We start from the raw sequence: 14654 nt of genomic DNA on the forward strand, positions 1-14654 counted from the left end.
CGGCATCTGGGAAACGGCCTGGTTTTGTTTCGAGCGTCGACCTGGGAGGCCGCCGGACCCACGACAGCCTCCCAGGGCGGAGGCGGTGCCTCAGGGGGTCGGTCCTGGGCGGGACTTTGTTTGACCGACCGGCGGGAAGCGGATGCTCTTCGCATCCTGTGGCATGGAACGTGTTTTCACACTGATCTGGTGGGTTGGTCTCGCACACACGGGCAGATTCTTTGCGGCGAGACCTGCTGTCTCCAACTTGCTTCAGGTGGGCTTCTGCGGATAGGTTACCATTTTCAACCGCAGAACGTGTGTAACTGGTGGGTCAGGGGGGAAAGGTTTTTTGGCGGGAGCCACGCCTTTGAGGTCGTGGCCGGTTCTTGTATTGGTGTAAACTGTTGAGGGTTGTCGTGTTCACCGTTGCGAGGCGATGGAGGATTTACAGGATCACGAGCTTTGCCGCAAGCCCAATTTTTCGTTTTTTGCTGCCAGGGCTTATTTCGGCGTTCCTCGATTTCAACCCTCCATCCATATTTATCGGCAAGATCGATTCAGGCGTTTCGTCTTTTGTTTTCGGCGGGTTCGTCTTTTCCCGTCGTCCTTCTATCGTACAACCGGCCGGAACTTTTACCGAAACTTGTCTTTGGCCGCAACAGCAGTTTTTCGAGAAATCGCCGTATGCCGTGCCTGTTGTCTTGTAAGGGCCATTCATGAATTGCCCCTGCCGAGACGCGAGTGAATTGGGTTGATTATCCAAGGTTGAATGCGGACCTGACAAGCAGGTCCCTCCGAGAAATCGTTTGGAGGGGCACGCTTGTCGTGCCCGCCGAAAGCGAATCCATGATCCGATTCTGGAAAGCGGACCTGACAAACTGGTCCCTCCGAATGAATACGGACGTGACAAGCACGTCCCTCCGGGCTGATGAGAAGGTCCGCGACCCCGTCGGTAGAGGAACAGGGGGTGACTTGCACGCGGGCGCGTTTCGGCGGAACATCGCTTTTTCGACGATCGGGTTGCAGCCGACCGGCCAATGCGCGCCTCGAGACACATGCGTTGTGGACGGTATCAGCTTTAGCAAATTGCAGGCCAAATGTCCGTAATTCCCCCCACGCTGGTGGACCTGATTGGCTCAAAACTCGGAAAAAGGGCTGACTTTTGCGTCACAACCGGTAAAATTGAACGGCGAGGGACGATACAATGGTGAAGCAAGCAGACACAAAAATTACCCCGCCTCAAACAATCCCGCCCTGGTTCAGCACCATTGACGGATGCGACACGGTGCTATCATTAGGGTCCATCGCCAGCAGTGAGAACGGAGCGGTGCGACGGACCATCGGATAAGTCGGTTGAGTGAAGTCAGAAGGGGAAATCGGGCTAAATCAGTTGGCTCAATGAGGAGTTGCCCACGCTGCCTCAAGAGAGATTGACCCTCCGTCACGGACGACGCTGAATGGCTGGATGCCAGCCCGCCGGGTTGTCACAACCCACCATGGTCCGAGCGAGAGGAGTCATACCATGGGAGCCGTCGCCGATTATATTTCCGAAGTGCGGGGTTGGACCGAGTCTTCTACTTCGCAGGCGACCAGGGACCGGACAGAAGAATTTCTGGGGTATTTCACCCAATATCATGGGCGGATATTCGGATACATCTTCAGTATGGTGCCAAACGAGCAGGACGCACGGGACATTTTTCAGAAGGTGTGTCTTTTGCTCTGGCAGAAATTTGAGAGTTTCGATCGGGAAGCGGATTTCTTCGCCTGGGCCTGTGGCATGGCCTACAATGAGGTGAGGAATTACTTCCGCGTCAATTCGCGTTCGCGCCTCTCGTTTAGCCAGGAACTCCTGGATACAATGGCGCAAGAGCGCGAAGATCCCGAAGAAAGCGACCGACGCCTGGAAGTCCTCCGCCGCTGCCTGGCGGAACTTCCGCAGCATGAGCGGGACCTGCTGCTGGAAGTCTATGCGGAAGGTCGCTCAATCCGGGAAATCGCGGAGCGACGCGGGAAGGCAGCGCAAACGCTGTACAACCGCCTCAACCTCATCCGTCGGAAACTGTTCGCTGAGGTTCAACAGGCCCTGGCCGAAAACTGACGTGGATGCTCACTCTGCTGGATGAGCCATTTGCGAGAGGACACCGCGCTTGTGAAGCACGCAGCAGAGGGTGATCTCGTCGGTCGGCCAATTTGAAAGATCCCGATCGAGCCATGCTCTCCAGCAAAATCCGCGATGAACTTCTGACTCTTCTGGATGCCCTCGTGAATGAGACAATCACCCCCGAGGAGCACCGTCGGCTGGAAAGTCTGCTGCTGGCAGACGGGGAGGCCCGCGAGTTGTTCCGGCAATATGTGGGCCTGCACTGCCAGCTCCGCCAGTTGGCCCAGAGTTGGGCAGAGGAAAAACTGTTGCGACTGACCGAGGCGATCGAGACGTCGGCCAATTCATCGGCCCCCATGCCCACCCCGGATAGCCCACGGCCCGGCCTCATCTACGGAGTGATTCTCAGTCTGCTGGTGGGCTTCGCAGCGGGAGTCCTCTGGTTCCGACACCTCACTGCGGACAATCCAGTTGTCTCGCCAGAGAATTGCTCCCGATCAGCCTCTCCGGCGAGTCACATCCCTCCGCCACCAGAGCGTCTTCCCCATGATCGCCCGTGACCTGTTCCGCTCCATGCACGGCAGCCGCTCTAGGGGATAAACCCGACCGCCTGAAGATCACTGATAATCCCGGACCACAGCCCGTTCGTCTGGCTTCCCACCTGACTGATAGCGCCAATCATCACGGCCAGGAGTAGGGCCAGCATAACGGCGTACTCGACCGTCGTGGCGCCGTGCTCCTCGCAAATGAATTGGCTTTCTCGCCGGAACAAGGGAGGTTTTTGCCAAAGTGGAAGACGAGATTGACGCATGGGATTGTCTCACCAGGTCGTGATTTACGTCGTGATGCTGACAGTTCCCGCGTGCCGCCTCACGGCGCGCCGCCCGATATTCTGGCACACCGTCGAGGGAGTTCGAAAAGCCGTCGGCACACGGGTTTCCCCAGGAAAAAGGCTCTATAAGAAACCTAGTTTTTTCTGGAAGGAACGTCAAATAATGGGAGTGGTGGTTCCTGAAAACAGCGGGGCACCGACGATTGTGCGGCCAAAAACGGAGTCCGTGGGGTATTGCATCGACATGGGTGACGACCCCTCGCGGGCCCCTGCATCATCCCTGATTATCTGCGCCGCCGGAAAGGGAACGCGACCCTCGACAGGGCCCTGGGCAGGAGTCGGACTCAGCCTGGTTGGACCTAAGTCTCAGGTTCGTATTTTGAACTTGGCTTTCCCCGTTTCACCGATCGGGCCCCCTCCAGTTCGTACAGTCCTCATATTCAGGCAGGGGCGACTTGTGAATCGCCCCTACAAGACGGCGTTCTGGCCATTGACGGATCATTACAAAACGGCCGATTGGTCAGACAGGACGCTGCTTTGACCCTGCGCAACGCTCTTCCCGCCAGTATTTAACCCCCTCCATAATGGAGGAAAGAATGCTTGTGCTTCGTTGCGTGGAGCAATCTCAAGGAGACTGACTGAAAAACCGCCAGAAGTTCGTTCCTCGAACTACGAGAAAGCAGGCCGGAGTTATGGAACAGCGGGAGATTTTCTTTTCGGGAATGGTTCAGGGAGTGGGTTTCCGCTACACGACGCAGAGAATTGCCGCCCGATATCAGGTCACGGGATATGTGGAGAATCTTCCGGATGGGCGGGTCCATCTGGTGGTGGAAGGGGATCCTCAAGAGATTGATCGTTTCGTGAGCGAGATTTACCAACATTTGGGAGGTTTCATTCGCTCGGCGGATGTGAATCGGGGGCCGGCCACGCAGAAATTCCAGCGGTTCTCCATCCGTTATGGCGGGACGTGAGACCGCCCGCTCGGCGAGAGACGGGGCAGTCGCCAAAATCTGGCAAAATTGCTTCCCGTGAACCACAATAAAAAGAAGAACGTAACGCGAAGCACGCAGTTGCCCATTGTCAAAAGTGTGTCTCTGGTTATGGATCGGGGTATAATCCCCCCGAGTAGGTGTATTCTTCGCCTATGTGGACCGTAAACCCAAACTTTCCCGTAGCGGACTGGTTGAGCTCGCTTCAGACGCTCCTCGCGATGCTTCCCGTATGGATCAAACCTTTGTGGATCGTCGCGGTGGGCGTCTTGGCGGCGGTGGTTGGACTGTGGGTGGCGCTGGCCCTATTAGGACGGCTGGCGCCGCGGGTGGCCGCCATTTTGCGGACAACCAGTAAAGAGGCAACGTCTCAGCCCCTGTTCTACATTCTCCTGTCGCTGGGGATTGTGATGCTGCTTCTGTCGCCGATTCTCCCTTACAACACGTTTGGCGAAGACATCAAACTCCTCAAAGCCGAGGGATTGACGTTCATCAAGTTGCTGGCCATTGTCATGGCGGTGTGGACTGCCAGTGTGTCCATCGCCGAAGAGATCGAAGGTCGCACCGCTCTTACCGTGCTCAGCAAGCCGGTGGCGCGGTGGAAGATGCTGATCGGAAAGTTCCTGGGTGTGATGCTCCCTGTGACGGTGATGTTCATCGTGCTGGGAGCACTGTTTCTGTGTGCCGTTTCTTACAAAGTGAAATACGATGCCCGGGAAGTCTCCCGTCCTGACCCCACCGTCGAGGAGTGTCAGGGGGAGATTCTCCAGAGCGTCCCCGGGCTGGCACTGGCCTACCTGGAGGCGCTTGTGATGGCCTCCGTCGCGGCTGCCATTTCCACCCGATTTCCGCTGCTTCCCAATCTTCTGGTGTGCGCGTCGATTTACGCGCTGGGCCATCTTTTGCCGACAGTGGTCATCGAAACCGCGGATCGCCTGGAGTTTGTAGCATTTGCGGCAAAACTTCTGGCCGTGGTTCTGCCGGGACTGGAATACTTCAGCATGGAGACGGCGATCGCCACCGGACGGCCGGTCTCTTGGGATTATCTGGCCCTGGCTGGGCTGTACAGCCTCGTGTACATGGGGCTGAGCATGGTCCTGGGGTTGCTCCTGTTTGAGGACCGTGACCTCGCCTGAAAAGCGGCGATCCCAGGGTTCGGCTTGCCGGCCGGGTGTTGCTTTTGGGCAGCACAAAACGCTGGGATGTACTCTTCTGGAACAATTCGCCCACGTCCCCGTAAGCGTTTTGGCCGCCTTTCATCGCGATTTGCCCCGTCTTTTTCCACAGGCATGGGACTTGCGGCCAAGTAGAGGTGCGGTTAGCTTTCTCTGTTAGGTTCGCGGCCCTGAAGGATATCCCGTGCCATGGTCCATGTCGCCGAAATCACGCGGTGGGACGAGCTCGCCTCGCTCCAGCTTGTCTGGCGGGAACTTTGGGGAAAGACCCGCCGGACCTCGTTCTTTCAGAGTTTCGAGTGGTTCGCGACCGCGTGGAAGCACTTCGGCGACACGCAGACTTTTCGCGTGCTCGTGGTTTCCGACGGTAATGAAGTCATCGGCCTTTTGCCGCTGGTCCTTCGTCGGGAGTCTTCCCGCCTGGGGGCATTTCATGTTCTGACGTATCCTCTGGACAACTGGGGTGACTTTTTTGGGCCGATCGGACCACATCCCACAGCGACGCTGCTGGTCGCGCTGCGACATCTTGCCGAGTCCCGACGAGACTGGGACGTCCTCGACCTGCGATGGGTCGATCGGGACCGCTGCGATCAGCTTCGTACGCCGATGGCCATGAAGCAGATCGGTTTGGTCCCCCTGGCGCAGATCTGGGACCGGTCCGCGGTGATCGACGGGCGTATGGGATGGGAGGAATACTGGGCCACCCGTAGCAGCAAGTTTCGTAATAATCTGCGGCGGGCGGAAAAACGGCTGCTGGCACGGGGTCGCGTGGAGTTGGTACGCTATCGTCCCGCCGGCGCCACCTGGGGCGACGATGATCCGCGGTGGGACCTTTTCGATGCCTGCGTGAATTTGGCGTCCCGCAGTTGGCAAGCTCACCAGGATCACGGCACAACACTCTCGCACGAATCCGTGTACGGCTTTCTTCGTGATGTCCACGAGGCCGCGGTCAAGCTGGGCTGCCTCGACCTCAATCTATTAACCGTGGATGATCAGCCCGTCGCCTTCGCCTACAACTACGTTTACGAGGGGCGTGTCTTCGGTCTGCGGACCGGATACGATCCCGATTGGGCCGATGCAAGCCCGGGGAACGTGCTCAAGTTCTGGATGATCCGGGATTCTTTTGAGCGAAAGGACGAAGAATTTGATCTTGGACCCGGGTCGCTTGCCAGCAAAGAGGCGTGGGCTACCGGTTTCGTGGAAAGTTACCGCTACACGTACTTTTCGCCCCGGTCTCCGCGAGCCCAGCTCCTCCGCTGGAAGCGCTGGTGGGATACGCGGCTGTTCTCGACCGAGCAGCTTCTCGCCCGGCGCTCAGCGTGACAATTTTTTCCAGCGATTCTGGTCGTCTCGCCCGATGGAAAAGCGCAGATCAAGTGCCTGGAGATGACAGGTTGATCTCCAGGGTTTGCTGCCCCTGGTTGGTGATGGTCACCTTCTGATTGTTCCCCTTGGCATTGGGAGGAATTTGCGGGGCCGCCTGGATTTGCTGTCCTTGGGCGGCCATTTGCGCCATCTCTTCACTGCTCTTGGGGAACTCTATTTTGCCACCGCCTGTGACGGAGACGATCTTTTCTCCGGGGAGGACGCCGGAAATCGAGAATTTCCCCTGCTTGATGGGCCCCCCTGCACTGGGACCTTTTCCGTCGGCGGGCGAGAGCGTGATGTAACCTTCCTCCACGGGACGGCCGTCAAATGTGACCGTTCCAGAGACCGTCACCCCGTCCGACTTGCTGCATCCTGGCAAGCTGACCAGCGCGAATCCCAGGAAAGCGATCAGTCCCAGGATCAAAGCGCGCAAAGGATCTCCCGTGTTGGAGCGTGAGTGCTGTGAACTTCTCATAATGCCATCCGTTCTCCTCTAATATTGTGGACTCAGCCGAGGCACCATTCGGATCAAAAACATTTCCGCCGTCAGAACGCTTGCACGGACTCCTGCCCATTGCGGGTACCCAGGTAGCGCCAGGTGAGCAGGTCGATGGTGTTGCTGAAAAACCGGACAGAACCGTCCGCCATACCCACGTTGACACCGCCGGGATGACGGCTACGCGCTCCAGCATACGCCCGGGCAGCGCTGGGGGTCCACCATGCGTTGCCGCCAATACTCACGCAGGGTTCGGTGTAAATGGTATCGCCCTGGTTTTGCGGGCAGGGGCCGATGATTCGGTCGGGGGCAGTGGAGTTGGGGGTGATCGCGTTGCTGTACAGCGCTCCGCCCATGTTGCCGTAAATGATACTCCCGATGGGCCCGCCCCACCAGGTCACAGTGGGCATGATTCCTTCGGAAATCATGGTTGTGTTGGACGTGCCGTCAATGATCTCGGCAATTCGCACACCTCGCGTTTCCACACCTGCCCCTGTATCAAAGCTCTGGTTGTGCCGGACAGCGAAGACACCCGGCTTCCAGGGGCCACTGGTTCCGTCCTGCACATCCTCACCGTACATGTCCCCCGAGCCCACACATCCGCGATAGTTTCCCCGATAGAATCCGTAGGCATTCGTGTTGAGTTCATTTCCCCACGGACCACCATCGCTGGGGCAATTGAACACGGGAATACGCGTATGGCGGGCTGTGCGAAGTCGCGTGTCATCACCAATCGGTCCGTTTGGGCCAGGATAGCTGGTCACATAGCCCCGCTGCGGGAGGGTCCAGTAATTCTCATACACGGCCTGCTGCTCGATGTAGGGAAGAATCAATTGCGTCCAGGTATAGGTGTCCCAGATGTCGTACTTTCGGGCGTAGGGGAATTCGTTGAACTTGTCATGAAAATTGTGGCAGCCCAGCACGAGTTGCTTGATGTTGTTAACGCACTGGGAACGCCGCGCTGCCTCTCTGGCAGCCTGGACCGCCGGTAAAAGCAACGCAATAAGAATCCCAATGATGGCGATCACCACAAGGAGCTCCACCAGCGTGAATCCACTTCTTGTCGGATGATGGGCGGACATACGAGGACCCTCCTTTTGAGAAGAACCCACACATTGAAAAAGCTGACTGCGACCAGCCTCCCCGAAGTTATGCTACTCCGGTGACACACCCAGTGCAAACCACTTTTGCGCAAATCCATTGTCATTTTGCGCAAACGCTGTGGCCGACGATTTTCAGAACCAAGATCCTTCGACCGTGGTCGTTTCCGGCGGTGGCACAATCTGCATCAGTGATACGTTCGGCAAAAAACGCGTGAAAATTGGCCTGTCCGAGGGCGCAAAACGGTTGACGATCATCCTCACGGTCAAGAAAAACCTATGTTTTTGTGGGAGGTCCGCGCATCCTTTTTGCATTGGTTGGCCATTTCCAGTGCCATCGAGGGAAGAGACGAGCACCATTGACTGCGATACATCAGCACAGCAACCAGCCCTTCGCGAAGGCGGAAACAGCAGACGTGATGCCGAGTCTCAGACGGCATCACCTGCAGCGCGCCGTGTGGTTGGTGGCACTCGTGTGGTCGAGTGCCATACTGGCGGCTCTGTGGGGAACGTTCCTGGCCGATCCGCACATCCGGTCTCCCGGCGTGGTCCTCGGACTGGGGCTCCTGTGGGTGGCCGGAATCTCTGCGATCGTCCTCGCTGGCTATCGTCTGCTGCGAGTTTACGCCGTTCCTGAAGCCGATACTGGTAAACAATTCATCTACCGGCTCATCACAAAACAAACGAAGGCCGCCATCGGCGTTGTGGATCCTACCGGCAGGTTTTCCCTGGTGAACGAAAGTTTCTGTGAGATCTTTGGCCGATCGGAAGAAGAAATAGTCGGTCAGAAACTGCTGCGTTTTGTTCATCCAGAGGATCACCAGCTTGTCCGAGAGCAGCTTCGATTACGGCGTCAGGGGCTTTCTTCCACTTATCAACTCCGCATCGTGCGGAAAAATGGAGAGGTACGCTGGATCCTGGCGGCTGTGGCGCCGGTGTACGATCAGACCGGTCGATACTGCGGGGGCATGGGGTTGGTCACCGACATTACCGAACAAAAACAGGCCGAAATCGCCCTCCGTGATCACGCCGCCAAGCTCGAACAGTTGGTCCGGGAACTGGAAGAAGCCCGGCAGGAAGCCCAGGCTGCCCTGCGGGCCAAAGACCGATTCCTGGCCAGCGTGACGCACGAACTGCGAACGCCCCTGACGGCCATTCTCGGATATGCCGAGACGCTTCTGATCGAAGGCGATCTCAACCGCGCTCCACCCACCCGAATTGCCGCCATTCAAACAATCCTGCGCAATGGCCAGTATCTGCTTCAGATCGTCAACGATTTGCTGGAGCTTGCCAAGTCCGAATCGGGACGCCTGGAAATCAACCCTCGGGATTGCTCTCTGGTGGAACTCGCTGAAGATGTCATCCGGTTGATGGAGATCCGCGCGCGGACCAAAGGATTGCCGCTTCGCCTGGAAATTCGCGGCCGTGTCCCACGCCGCATCCGCATTGATCCGGTGCGTGTCCGACAGATCCTCATCAATCTCCTCAGCAACGCGATCAAATTCACCGAATCGGGCTCGGTACGGCTTGTGGTCCAGGTGCCGCAAACCGACGACGGCCAGTGCTCCCTCCTGTTTGAAGTTATTGACACCGGCATTGGCATTCCCGCCAAAATATGCGAAAAAATCTTTGAGCCTTTCCACCGTGGCGATCCCAGCGTCAATGCCCGATTTCCTGGCACCGGCCTGGGCCTGGCCTTCAGCCGCAGTCTGGCCCGGCGTCTGGGCGGCGACATCACGGTTGTCAGCGAGGTGGGGCTGGGAAGTAATTTCCGCGTAACGATTCCTCTCGGCCCCGCCGATCAGTTTGAGTGGGTCGACCCGGCCGAGTTACGCACGGAGGGAAAAATTCAGGAACACACTTTATCGGAAAGCCCCCAAGGTCTGTCGCGAAGCTGTCGTATTCAGGCACGCGCTCTCCTCGTGGAAGACGCAATTGAAACCAGGCGCCTTTTCCAACACATTTTGCAGTCGGCCGGGGTCGAGGTATCCACCGCAGAGACCGGCCGCGACGCGGTGCGGATGGCCCTGGAGAATCATAGGGAGGGAAGACCATTCGACTGCATTCTTCTCGATATCAATCTTCCCGACATGGAGGGATACCGGGTCGTCCGGCTATTGCGGGAATCCGGTTACACAGCGCCGATTATCGCTCTCACAGCCGGCACTGAACCTGGCGAGCGTGAGCGGTGCTTTCTGGCTGGATGCGACGATTTCGCCACCAAACCGCTCGATCGGTGCACGCTCCTCAAACTGGTTGCCAAATACGCCCCGCGGGTTTCCGGAATTCCCTGCGAATGTGGGGCCGCAACCGGTGATACGTGTTTTCGCGCCGCCAAAGTCGGGGCTCGCTGTCTCAACGCCGAGCTTGCGCGGCAGGGCGCGGTCGTTTCGGGCGGCTCTGACGCCAATCAATTGCAGTAGGTGCGGTGGGGAAAACCTCAACGGGAAACGGGAAGGCACGCGGGACCAAGTGGTTCGAAGTATTTGTAGGTGAGAATGTACTCCCGATGACCCAGTTTCTCCGAAGCGGTCTGCTGACCGCCAGCCACTTCGAGGAGGAGTTTGAAAATGCGGTCCGCAACCTCTTCCACGGTGGCCTTGCCCGAGAGCACCTCGCCCGCGTTGATGTCCATGTCGCCTTTCATGCGGAGGTACGTTTCGGGATTCGCACAGATCTTGATAACGGGTGAAATCACGGATCCCACCACGGAACCTCGGCCCGTGGTGAAGAGGATCAGATGACATCCACAGGCGATGAGCTCGATGATTTCCGCGTTGTCGGCGATGTTGGGAAACCCGAAACGCACCTCGCCATCGGGGACGACGTCCAGGAGGTACAGGCCGGGTTGTGGCGGAACGTCACCCGGCTTGAGGATTCCGACGATGGGGCGATGGCCGCTCTTCAAATAAGCGCCGAGCGATTTTTCTTCAATTGTCGTTAAGCCGCCTTCGGTGTTTCCTGGAGCGAAACTGGCATGACCCAGGGTGGCGTAGTAGCGCGCAGCTTTTTCCACAGTTGCCCGCAGAAGCTCCGCCAGTTCCGGTCGGGCAGCCCGTTCTGCCAGGAGGGACTCGCACCCCAGAAGTTCGCCGGTTTCCTCGAAGATGGCCGTCGCTCCGGCGTCCACCAGCCGATCAAACACCAGCCCACACGCAGGATTGGCTGTCAAGGAACTGGTGGCATCGGAGCCTCCGCAAATCGTTCCCACCACCAGGTCAGAGATAGACATGGCACAGCGGGGAACATCCGCGAGTTGGCGGAGGGTGTTTTTCACCCATTGGCGCCCCAGTTTGATACTTCTTGCCGTACCACCGCTTTCCTGGATAACGATGGTTTCCACGGGCCGACCTGATTCGGCGATGGCCGCGGCCAGCCCATCGCGGTCGAAACTCTCACACCCCAGGGAAACAAGCAGGGCACCGCCGACGTTGGGATGGGTGGTCAATTGACGGAGGATCCGCTCGGCATACGCACTGGGGTAACAACCAGGAAACCCCACCACCTCCACATCCTGCCGTCGGAAGGGGGCCGCAATCTCCTCCGCCACATGTCGGGCACATTCAACCAGGTAGACGACGAGCAGTCGGTTGCGGATGCCCTTACGACCATCCGCCCTGGCATATCCCTGCCAGGTGTGTTGCTCGGCGAGCCTTTGAGCAGGGGTCTGGTGTTGATCGACGGGGCTGGACGCCATGGCTTTTTCTCCTATATCCAATATCCAAGCGCGGGTCGCGCCGCAGTATTCCGCGTGAGGTCCTGAGAGTCACTCAACCCGGGGAAGCACCACCGCGTTCAGAAGTCGCCTCCGACTCGCCCGTCCCTTCTGAGCTGATTTCGCCCGGGACTGCGGTGCTTTCCTCAGCAGGCGGTGCCGGAACGCTGTTATCTGGAGTGGGGGCGGTATCGGTTTCTTGAAATGCCGCGGGTGGGGACGCGGTGGTTTCCTCGCTCAACTCCAGGTCGGCGCTCAGTTCCAGACCTTCCGTTACTTCGGCTGCTGGTGAGCCCGTGTCCAAATCTTCCTCTGGAAAAGCAGAGACGGCCACCTCTGCCTGCTCCCTTGCAGCCTTCGCTGAAGCGCGCTTTGGCGTGGGCAGATAGTCACTGGCCAGATTGTGCGTGTGAACCCACTCCCCCGGCTCAATATTTCGTGTCGCGTGGCCAATGGGATGCCCAAATTTGATGATCTTTTCACCTTCCGCGATGGGGCGCGTGGCGATCTTGCCCGCCATGGGGACATTCGAAATGACCTGCAATTTGATGCGGTCCAACCGCAGGGTTGTCCCCGCCCTGATCGCCGCGGTCGCAATCACGACGTTGTCCTGGGGATGCAACCGGAGGAGTTTCGGTTTCATCGCGATGTCCTCACTTTCCCACAAGCCAACGCCCCAACCGGGTTTTTGCTTCGCGGCAGCGTTGGACCGAGATAAAAGGCCACCGCAACCTGTGGCGGCTCAGCCGAAAAAAGCACCCTGATCCGCCAACACCGTTGGGACGCGTGTTTCATTCAGTGAATGTCGATGGGAAACCAGATCGCCGGCACCGCCTTCACGCGGCACCTGGTCCTTTGCCATTAGCAGCAATAACACGGAATACCCGGCGGCAGGCCCCACCAGCGCGTTATTGTAGCCTTTAGAGTAGTGATGGGCTACAAGTCGGGATCGACATCGTGAAGTTTGGTCGACACGCATCAGCCGTGTGAAGAGCTCGCTCCGCGCGTCAACCGTAGCCCAACTCTTCCAGTTCGTCCTCCGTCATCCCGAAGTAATGCCCATATTCGTGCAGAATCGTTTTGCGGATCTGTTCCTTCAGTTTTTCTGGATCGATTGTCCCCTCGGGGGTGACCGCCGACCATAATAATCCTTCGCGATAAATGGTTACCCGATCGGGCAAACGAGGAGGACCGCCCAGCCAGTGGCTTTCCTTCTCTTGAATCGGGACGCCGGTGAAAAGGCCCCAGAGGTCGCGCGGATCGGAAATGTTCAACTCTTCCATGACTTTCCTCGACGGATGATCCTCGACGTACAGGGCAACCTCGTTCATGGCGTTGCGAACCAGTCGAGGAAGGGTCTCGATAACCTCTTCCAGGAGGGAATCAAACCATTTCCGGGTGTCTTTATCCATCGTGAATTACTTGCGAGCGCTTCTAAACTGCTGGGGCGCCAAACTTTGTAAACTGGTGCCATAGTGTGCGGGGGTTGGTCTTAACCTCATCGAGGGATTGTCCGCCGGAACCTTCAGATGTCAGAACGGGCATCCGGTCCTCCCCCTGGGCTGCGATCCCCGTATGCTTAAAGTATGACAACTCTGCCGCCCTTTATTTTTGCGACGTGTCAATCAGGGGTCGAGAACGTTCTCAAACGGGAAGCCGCTCGGCAGTATCCCTTTTTACGACCGGCATTCAGCCGTCGCGGTTTCGTCACGTTTAAATTCGCTGACGCCACCCAACCTCTGGAGGGGTTTCGGTTCGAGGCCGTTTTTGCGCGGGCATGGGGCTTCACGCTGGGACGTGTTGAGGTTGGTGATCAGGCGGAAGCGGCGCGGCAGGTCTGGAAGCTGATTGGGGAAATCCCCGTTCGGATGGTACATGTTTGGCCACGGGATTCGGCACCCCCCGGCCGAAGCGATCCGGACACCCCCTGGCCGGACGAGGTTGAGCAGATTCGCTCGCTCATCTCCGCCGCTGCTCCTGAGTCCGTCAATCTTGTCGCGCCGGACACGACTCCTCGTAGGGGACTTCGCGGGCAGTGGGTTCTCGACTGCATCATCGTGGACCCCGACGAATGGTGGGTGGGGATTCATCGCCTGGAAGGTCCGGAAACCTTCTATCCCGGCGGAAGATTTCCACTCTGTTTGCCAGAGCATGCCGTTTCTCGTGCATATCTCAAAATGGAAGAGGCCTTGAGGTGGTCGCAGTTTCCTGTACCGCCCAATGCCCGGTGGGCGGAGCTGGGCAGTGCACCCGGCGGGGCCAGTCAGGCCCTTCTCGATCGCGGTTATGAGGTCCTCGGTGTGGACCCGGCCGAGATGCACCCGGCTGTTCTAAAACATCCCAAATTCACCCACCTGCGCCGTCGGACGACGCAGGCACCACGTCGCGCGTTCAGGAAAATTCGCTGGCTCGCCGCCGACATCAACGCCGCTCCTAATTACACCCTCGATGCTGTGGAAAGTCTTGTCACCTACCCCCAGATCAATATCCGGGGCATGATTCTCACGTTAAAGTTGCCCGAGTGGACCCTGGCGGACAGAATCCCCGAATATCTGGAACGCATCCGCAGTTGGGGGTACAACGTGGTTCGGGCACGACATCTGTGGTATAACAAGCAGGAGATCTGCGTCGCGGCTCTGATGCGGCCGTTCAAACGTAAGCCTGTTGTCGTGCGGCAGAAAGCCAGGCGAAAACGACCTACCTGAGCGCGGACCGGGATCCGATACAAATTGCCCAAATTCGGATCTTCGCCTATTGGGTTAGCGTGTTTTCCCTCGGTATTTCCTTCCGATAAAGAGATAGTCGCCCTCCTGTGGTTCCGGGGAGATTCTTTTTTCATCAGCCGTCACTGCTGGCCCCGGACTCCGTGGAGAACCCATCGAGCCAACCAGCGTTC

General features: G+C 58.1%; 13 protein-coding genes. 7 read left to right on the top strand and 6 right to left on the bottom strand.

The window, feature by feature from the left end:
- The first annotated feature begins 1504 nt into the window (after nucleotides 1-1504).
- A complete protein-coding gene (locus THTE_RS01520; protein ID WP_157731614.1) occupies nucleotides 1505-2080 on the top strand; it encodes a sigma-70 family RNA polymerase sigma factor in 576 nt (191 codons plus the stop codon).
- Nucleotides 2081-2172: 92 nt separating this feature from the next.
- Nucleotides 2173-2643: a hypothetical protein gene (locus tag THTE_RS01525; RefSeq protein WP_157731616.1), complete on the top strand. Its 471-nt coding sequence runs from the start codon at nucleotides 2173-2175 to the stop codon at nucleotides 2641-2643.
- A 29-nt stretch (nucleotides 2644-2672) separates the two neighbouring features.
- On the opposite strand, the gene THTE_RS01530 is transcribed toward THTE_RS01525, so the two are convergent.
- Nucleotides 2673-2894 carry a Flp family type IVb pilin gene (locus THTE_RS01530; protein WP_095413776.1) on the bottom strand — a complete coding sequence of 74 codons (222 nt, stop codon included), beginning with the start codon at nucleotides 2892-2894 and terminating at the stop codon, nucleotides 2673-2675.
- A gap of 713 nt (nucleotides 2895-3607) precedes the next feature.
- Between THTE_RS01530 and THTE_RS01540 the strand changes: the two genes are divergently transcribed.
- The 3 genes from THTE_RS01540 to THTE_RS01550 all read left to right on the top strand — a co-directional run bounded on the left by THTE_RS01540 (nucleotide 3608) and on the right by THTE_RS01550 (nucleotide 6402).
- A complete protein-coding gene (locus THTE_RS01540) occupies nucleotides 3608-3886 on the top strand; it encodes an acylphosphatase (RefSeq protein WP_095413778.1) in 279 nt (92 codons plus the stop codon).
- 173 nt (nucleotides 3887-4059) lie between these two features.
- On the top strand, nucleotides 4060-5040 hold the full coding sequence (locus THTE_RS01545; protein WP_095413779.1) for an ABC transporter permease subunit: 981 nt from the start codon (nucleotides 4060-4062) through the stop codon (nucleotides 5038-5040).
- Between the two features lie 228 nt (nucleotides 5041-5268).
- Nucleotides 5269-6402, top strand: coding sequence for a GNAT family N-acetyltransferase (locus tag THTE_RS01550; protein ID WP_095413780.1), 1134 nt, complete (start codon nucleotides 5269-5271; stop codon nucleotides 6400-6402).
- 49 nt (nucleotides 6403-6451) lie between these two features.
- Here the strand turns inward: THTE_RS01550 and THTE_RS01555 are convergent, their stop codons facing one another.
- Nucleotides 6452-6922, bottom strand: a complete 471-nt coding sequence (locus tag THTE_RS01555; protein WP_095413781.1) for a hypothetical protein — start codon at nucleotides 6920-6922, stop codon at nucleotides 6452-6454.
- 71 nt (nucleotides 6923-6993) lie between these two features.
- Entirely contained in the window at nucleotides 6994-8025 is a 1032-nt protein-coding gene (locus tag THTE_RS01560; protein WP_095413782.1) for a DUF1559 domain-containing protein, read from the bottom strand.
- Nucleotides 8026-8402: 377 nt separating this feature from the next.
- Between THTE_RS01560 and THTE_RS01570 the strand changes: the two genes are divergently transcribed.
- Nucleotides 8403-10466 carry a PAS domain S-box protein gene (locus tag THTE_RS01570; RefSeq protein WP_168175767.1) on the top strand — a complete coding sequence of 688 codons (2064 nt, stop codon included), beginning with the start codon at nucleotides 8403-8405 and terminating at the stop codon, nucleotides 10464-10466.
- 17 nt (nucleotides 10467-10483) lie between these two features.
- On the opposite strand, the gene THTE_RS01575 is transcribed toward THTE_RS01570, so the two are convergent.
- The 3 genes from THTE_RS01575 to THTE_RS01590 form a co-directional block, all read right to left on the bottom strand.
- Nucleotides 10484-11740 (bottom strand): UxaA family hydrolase, encoded by a 1257-nt coding sequence (locus tag THTE_RS01575; protein WP_095413785.1) that lies wholly within the window; start codon nucleotides 11738-11740, stop codon nucleotides 10484-10486.
- Between the two features lie 73 nt (nucleotides 11741-11813).
- A complete protein-coding gene (locus THTE_RS01580) occupies nucleotides 11814-12401 on the bottom strand; it encodes a UxaA family hydrolase (RefSeq protein WP_095413786.1) in 588 nt (195 codons plus the stop codon).
- Nucleotides 12402-12765: 364 nt separating this feature from the next.
- Entirely contained in the window at nucleotides 12766-13170 is a 405-nt protein-coding gene (locus THTE_RS01590; protein WP_095413788.1) for a metallopeptidase family protein, read from the bottom strand.
- Nucleotides 13171-13344: 174 nt separating this feature from the next.
- Between THTE_RS01590 and THTE_RS01595 the strand changes: the two genes are divergently transcribed.
- A complete protein-coding gene (locus tag THTE_RS01595) occupies nucleotides 13345-14463 on the top strand; it encodes an SAM-dependent methyltransferase (RefSeq protein WP_095413789.1) in 1119 nt (372 codons plus the stop codon).
- Nucleotides 14464-14654: the final 191 nt, after the last annotated feature.

The sequence above is a fragment of the Thermogutta terrifontis genome (assembly GCF_002277955.1).
Classification (GTDB): domain Bacteria; phylum Planctomycetota; class Planctomycetia; order Pirellulales; family Thermoguttaceae; genus Thermogutta; species Thermogutta terrifontis.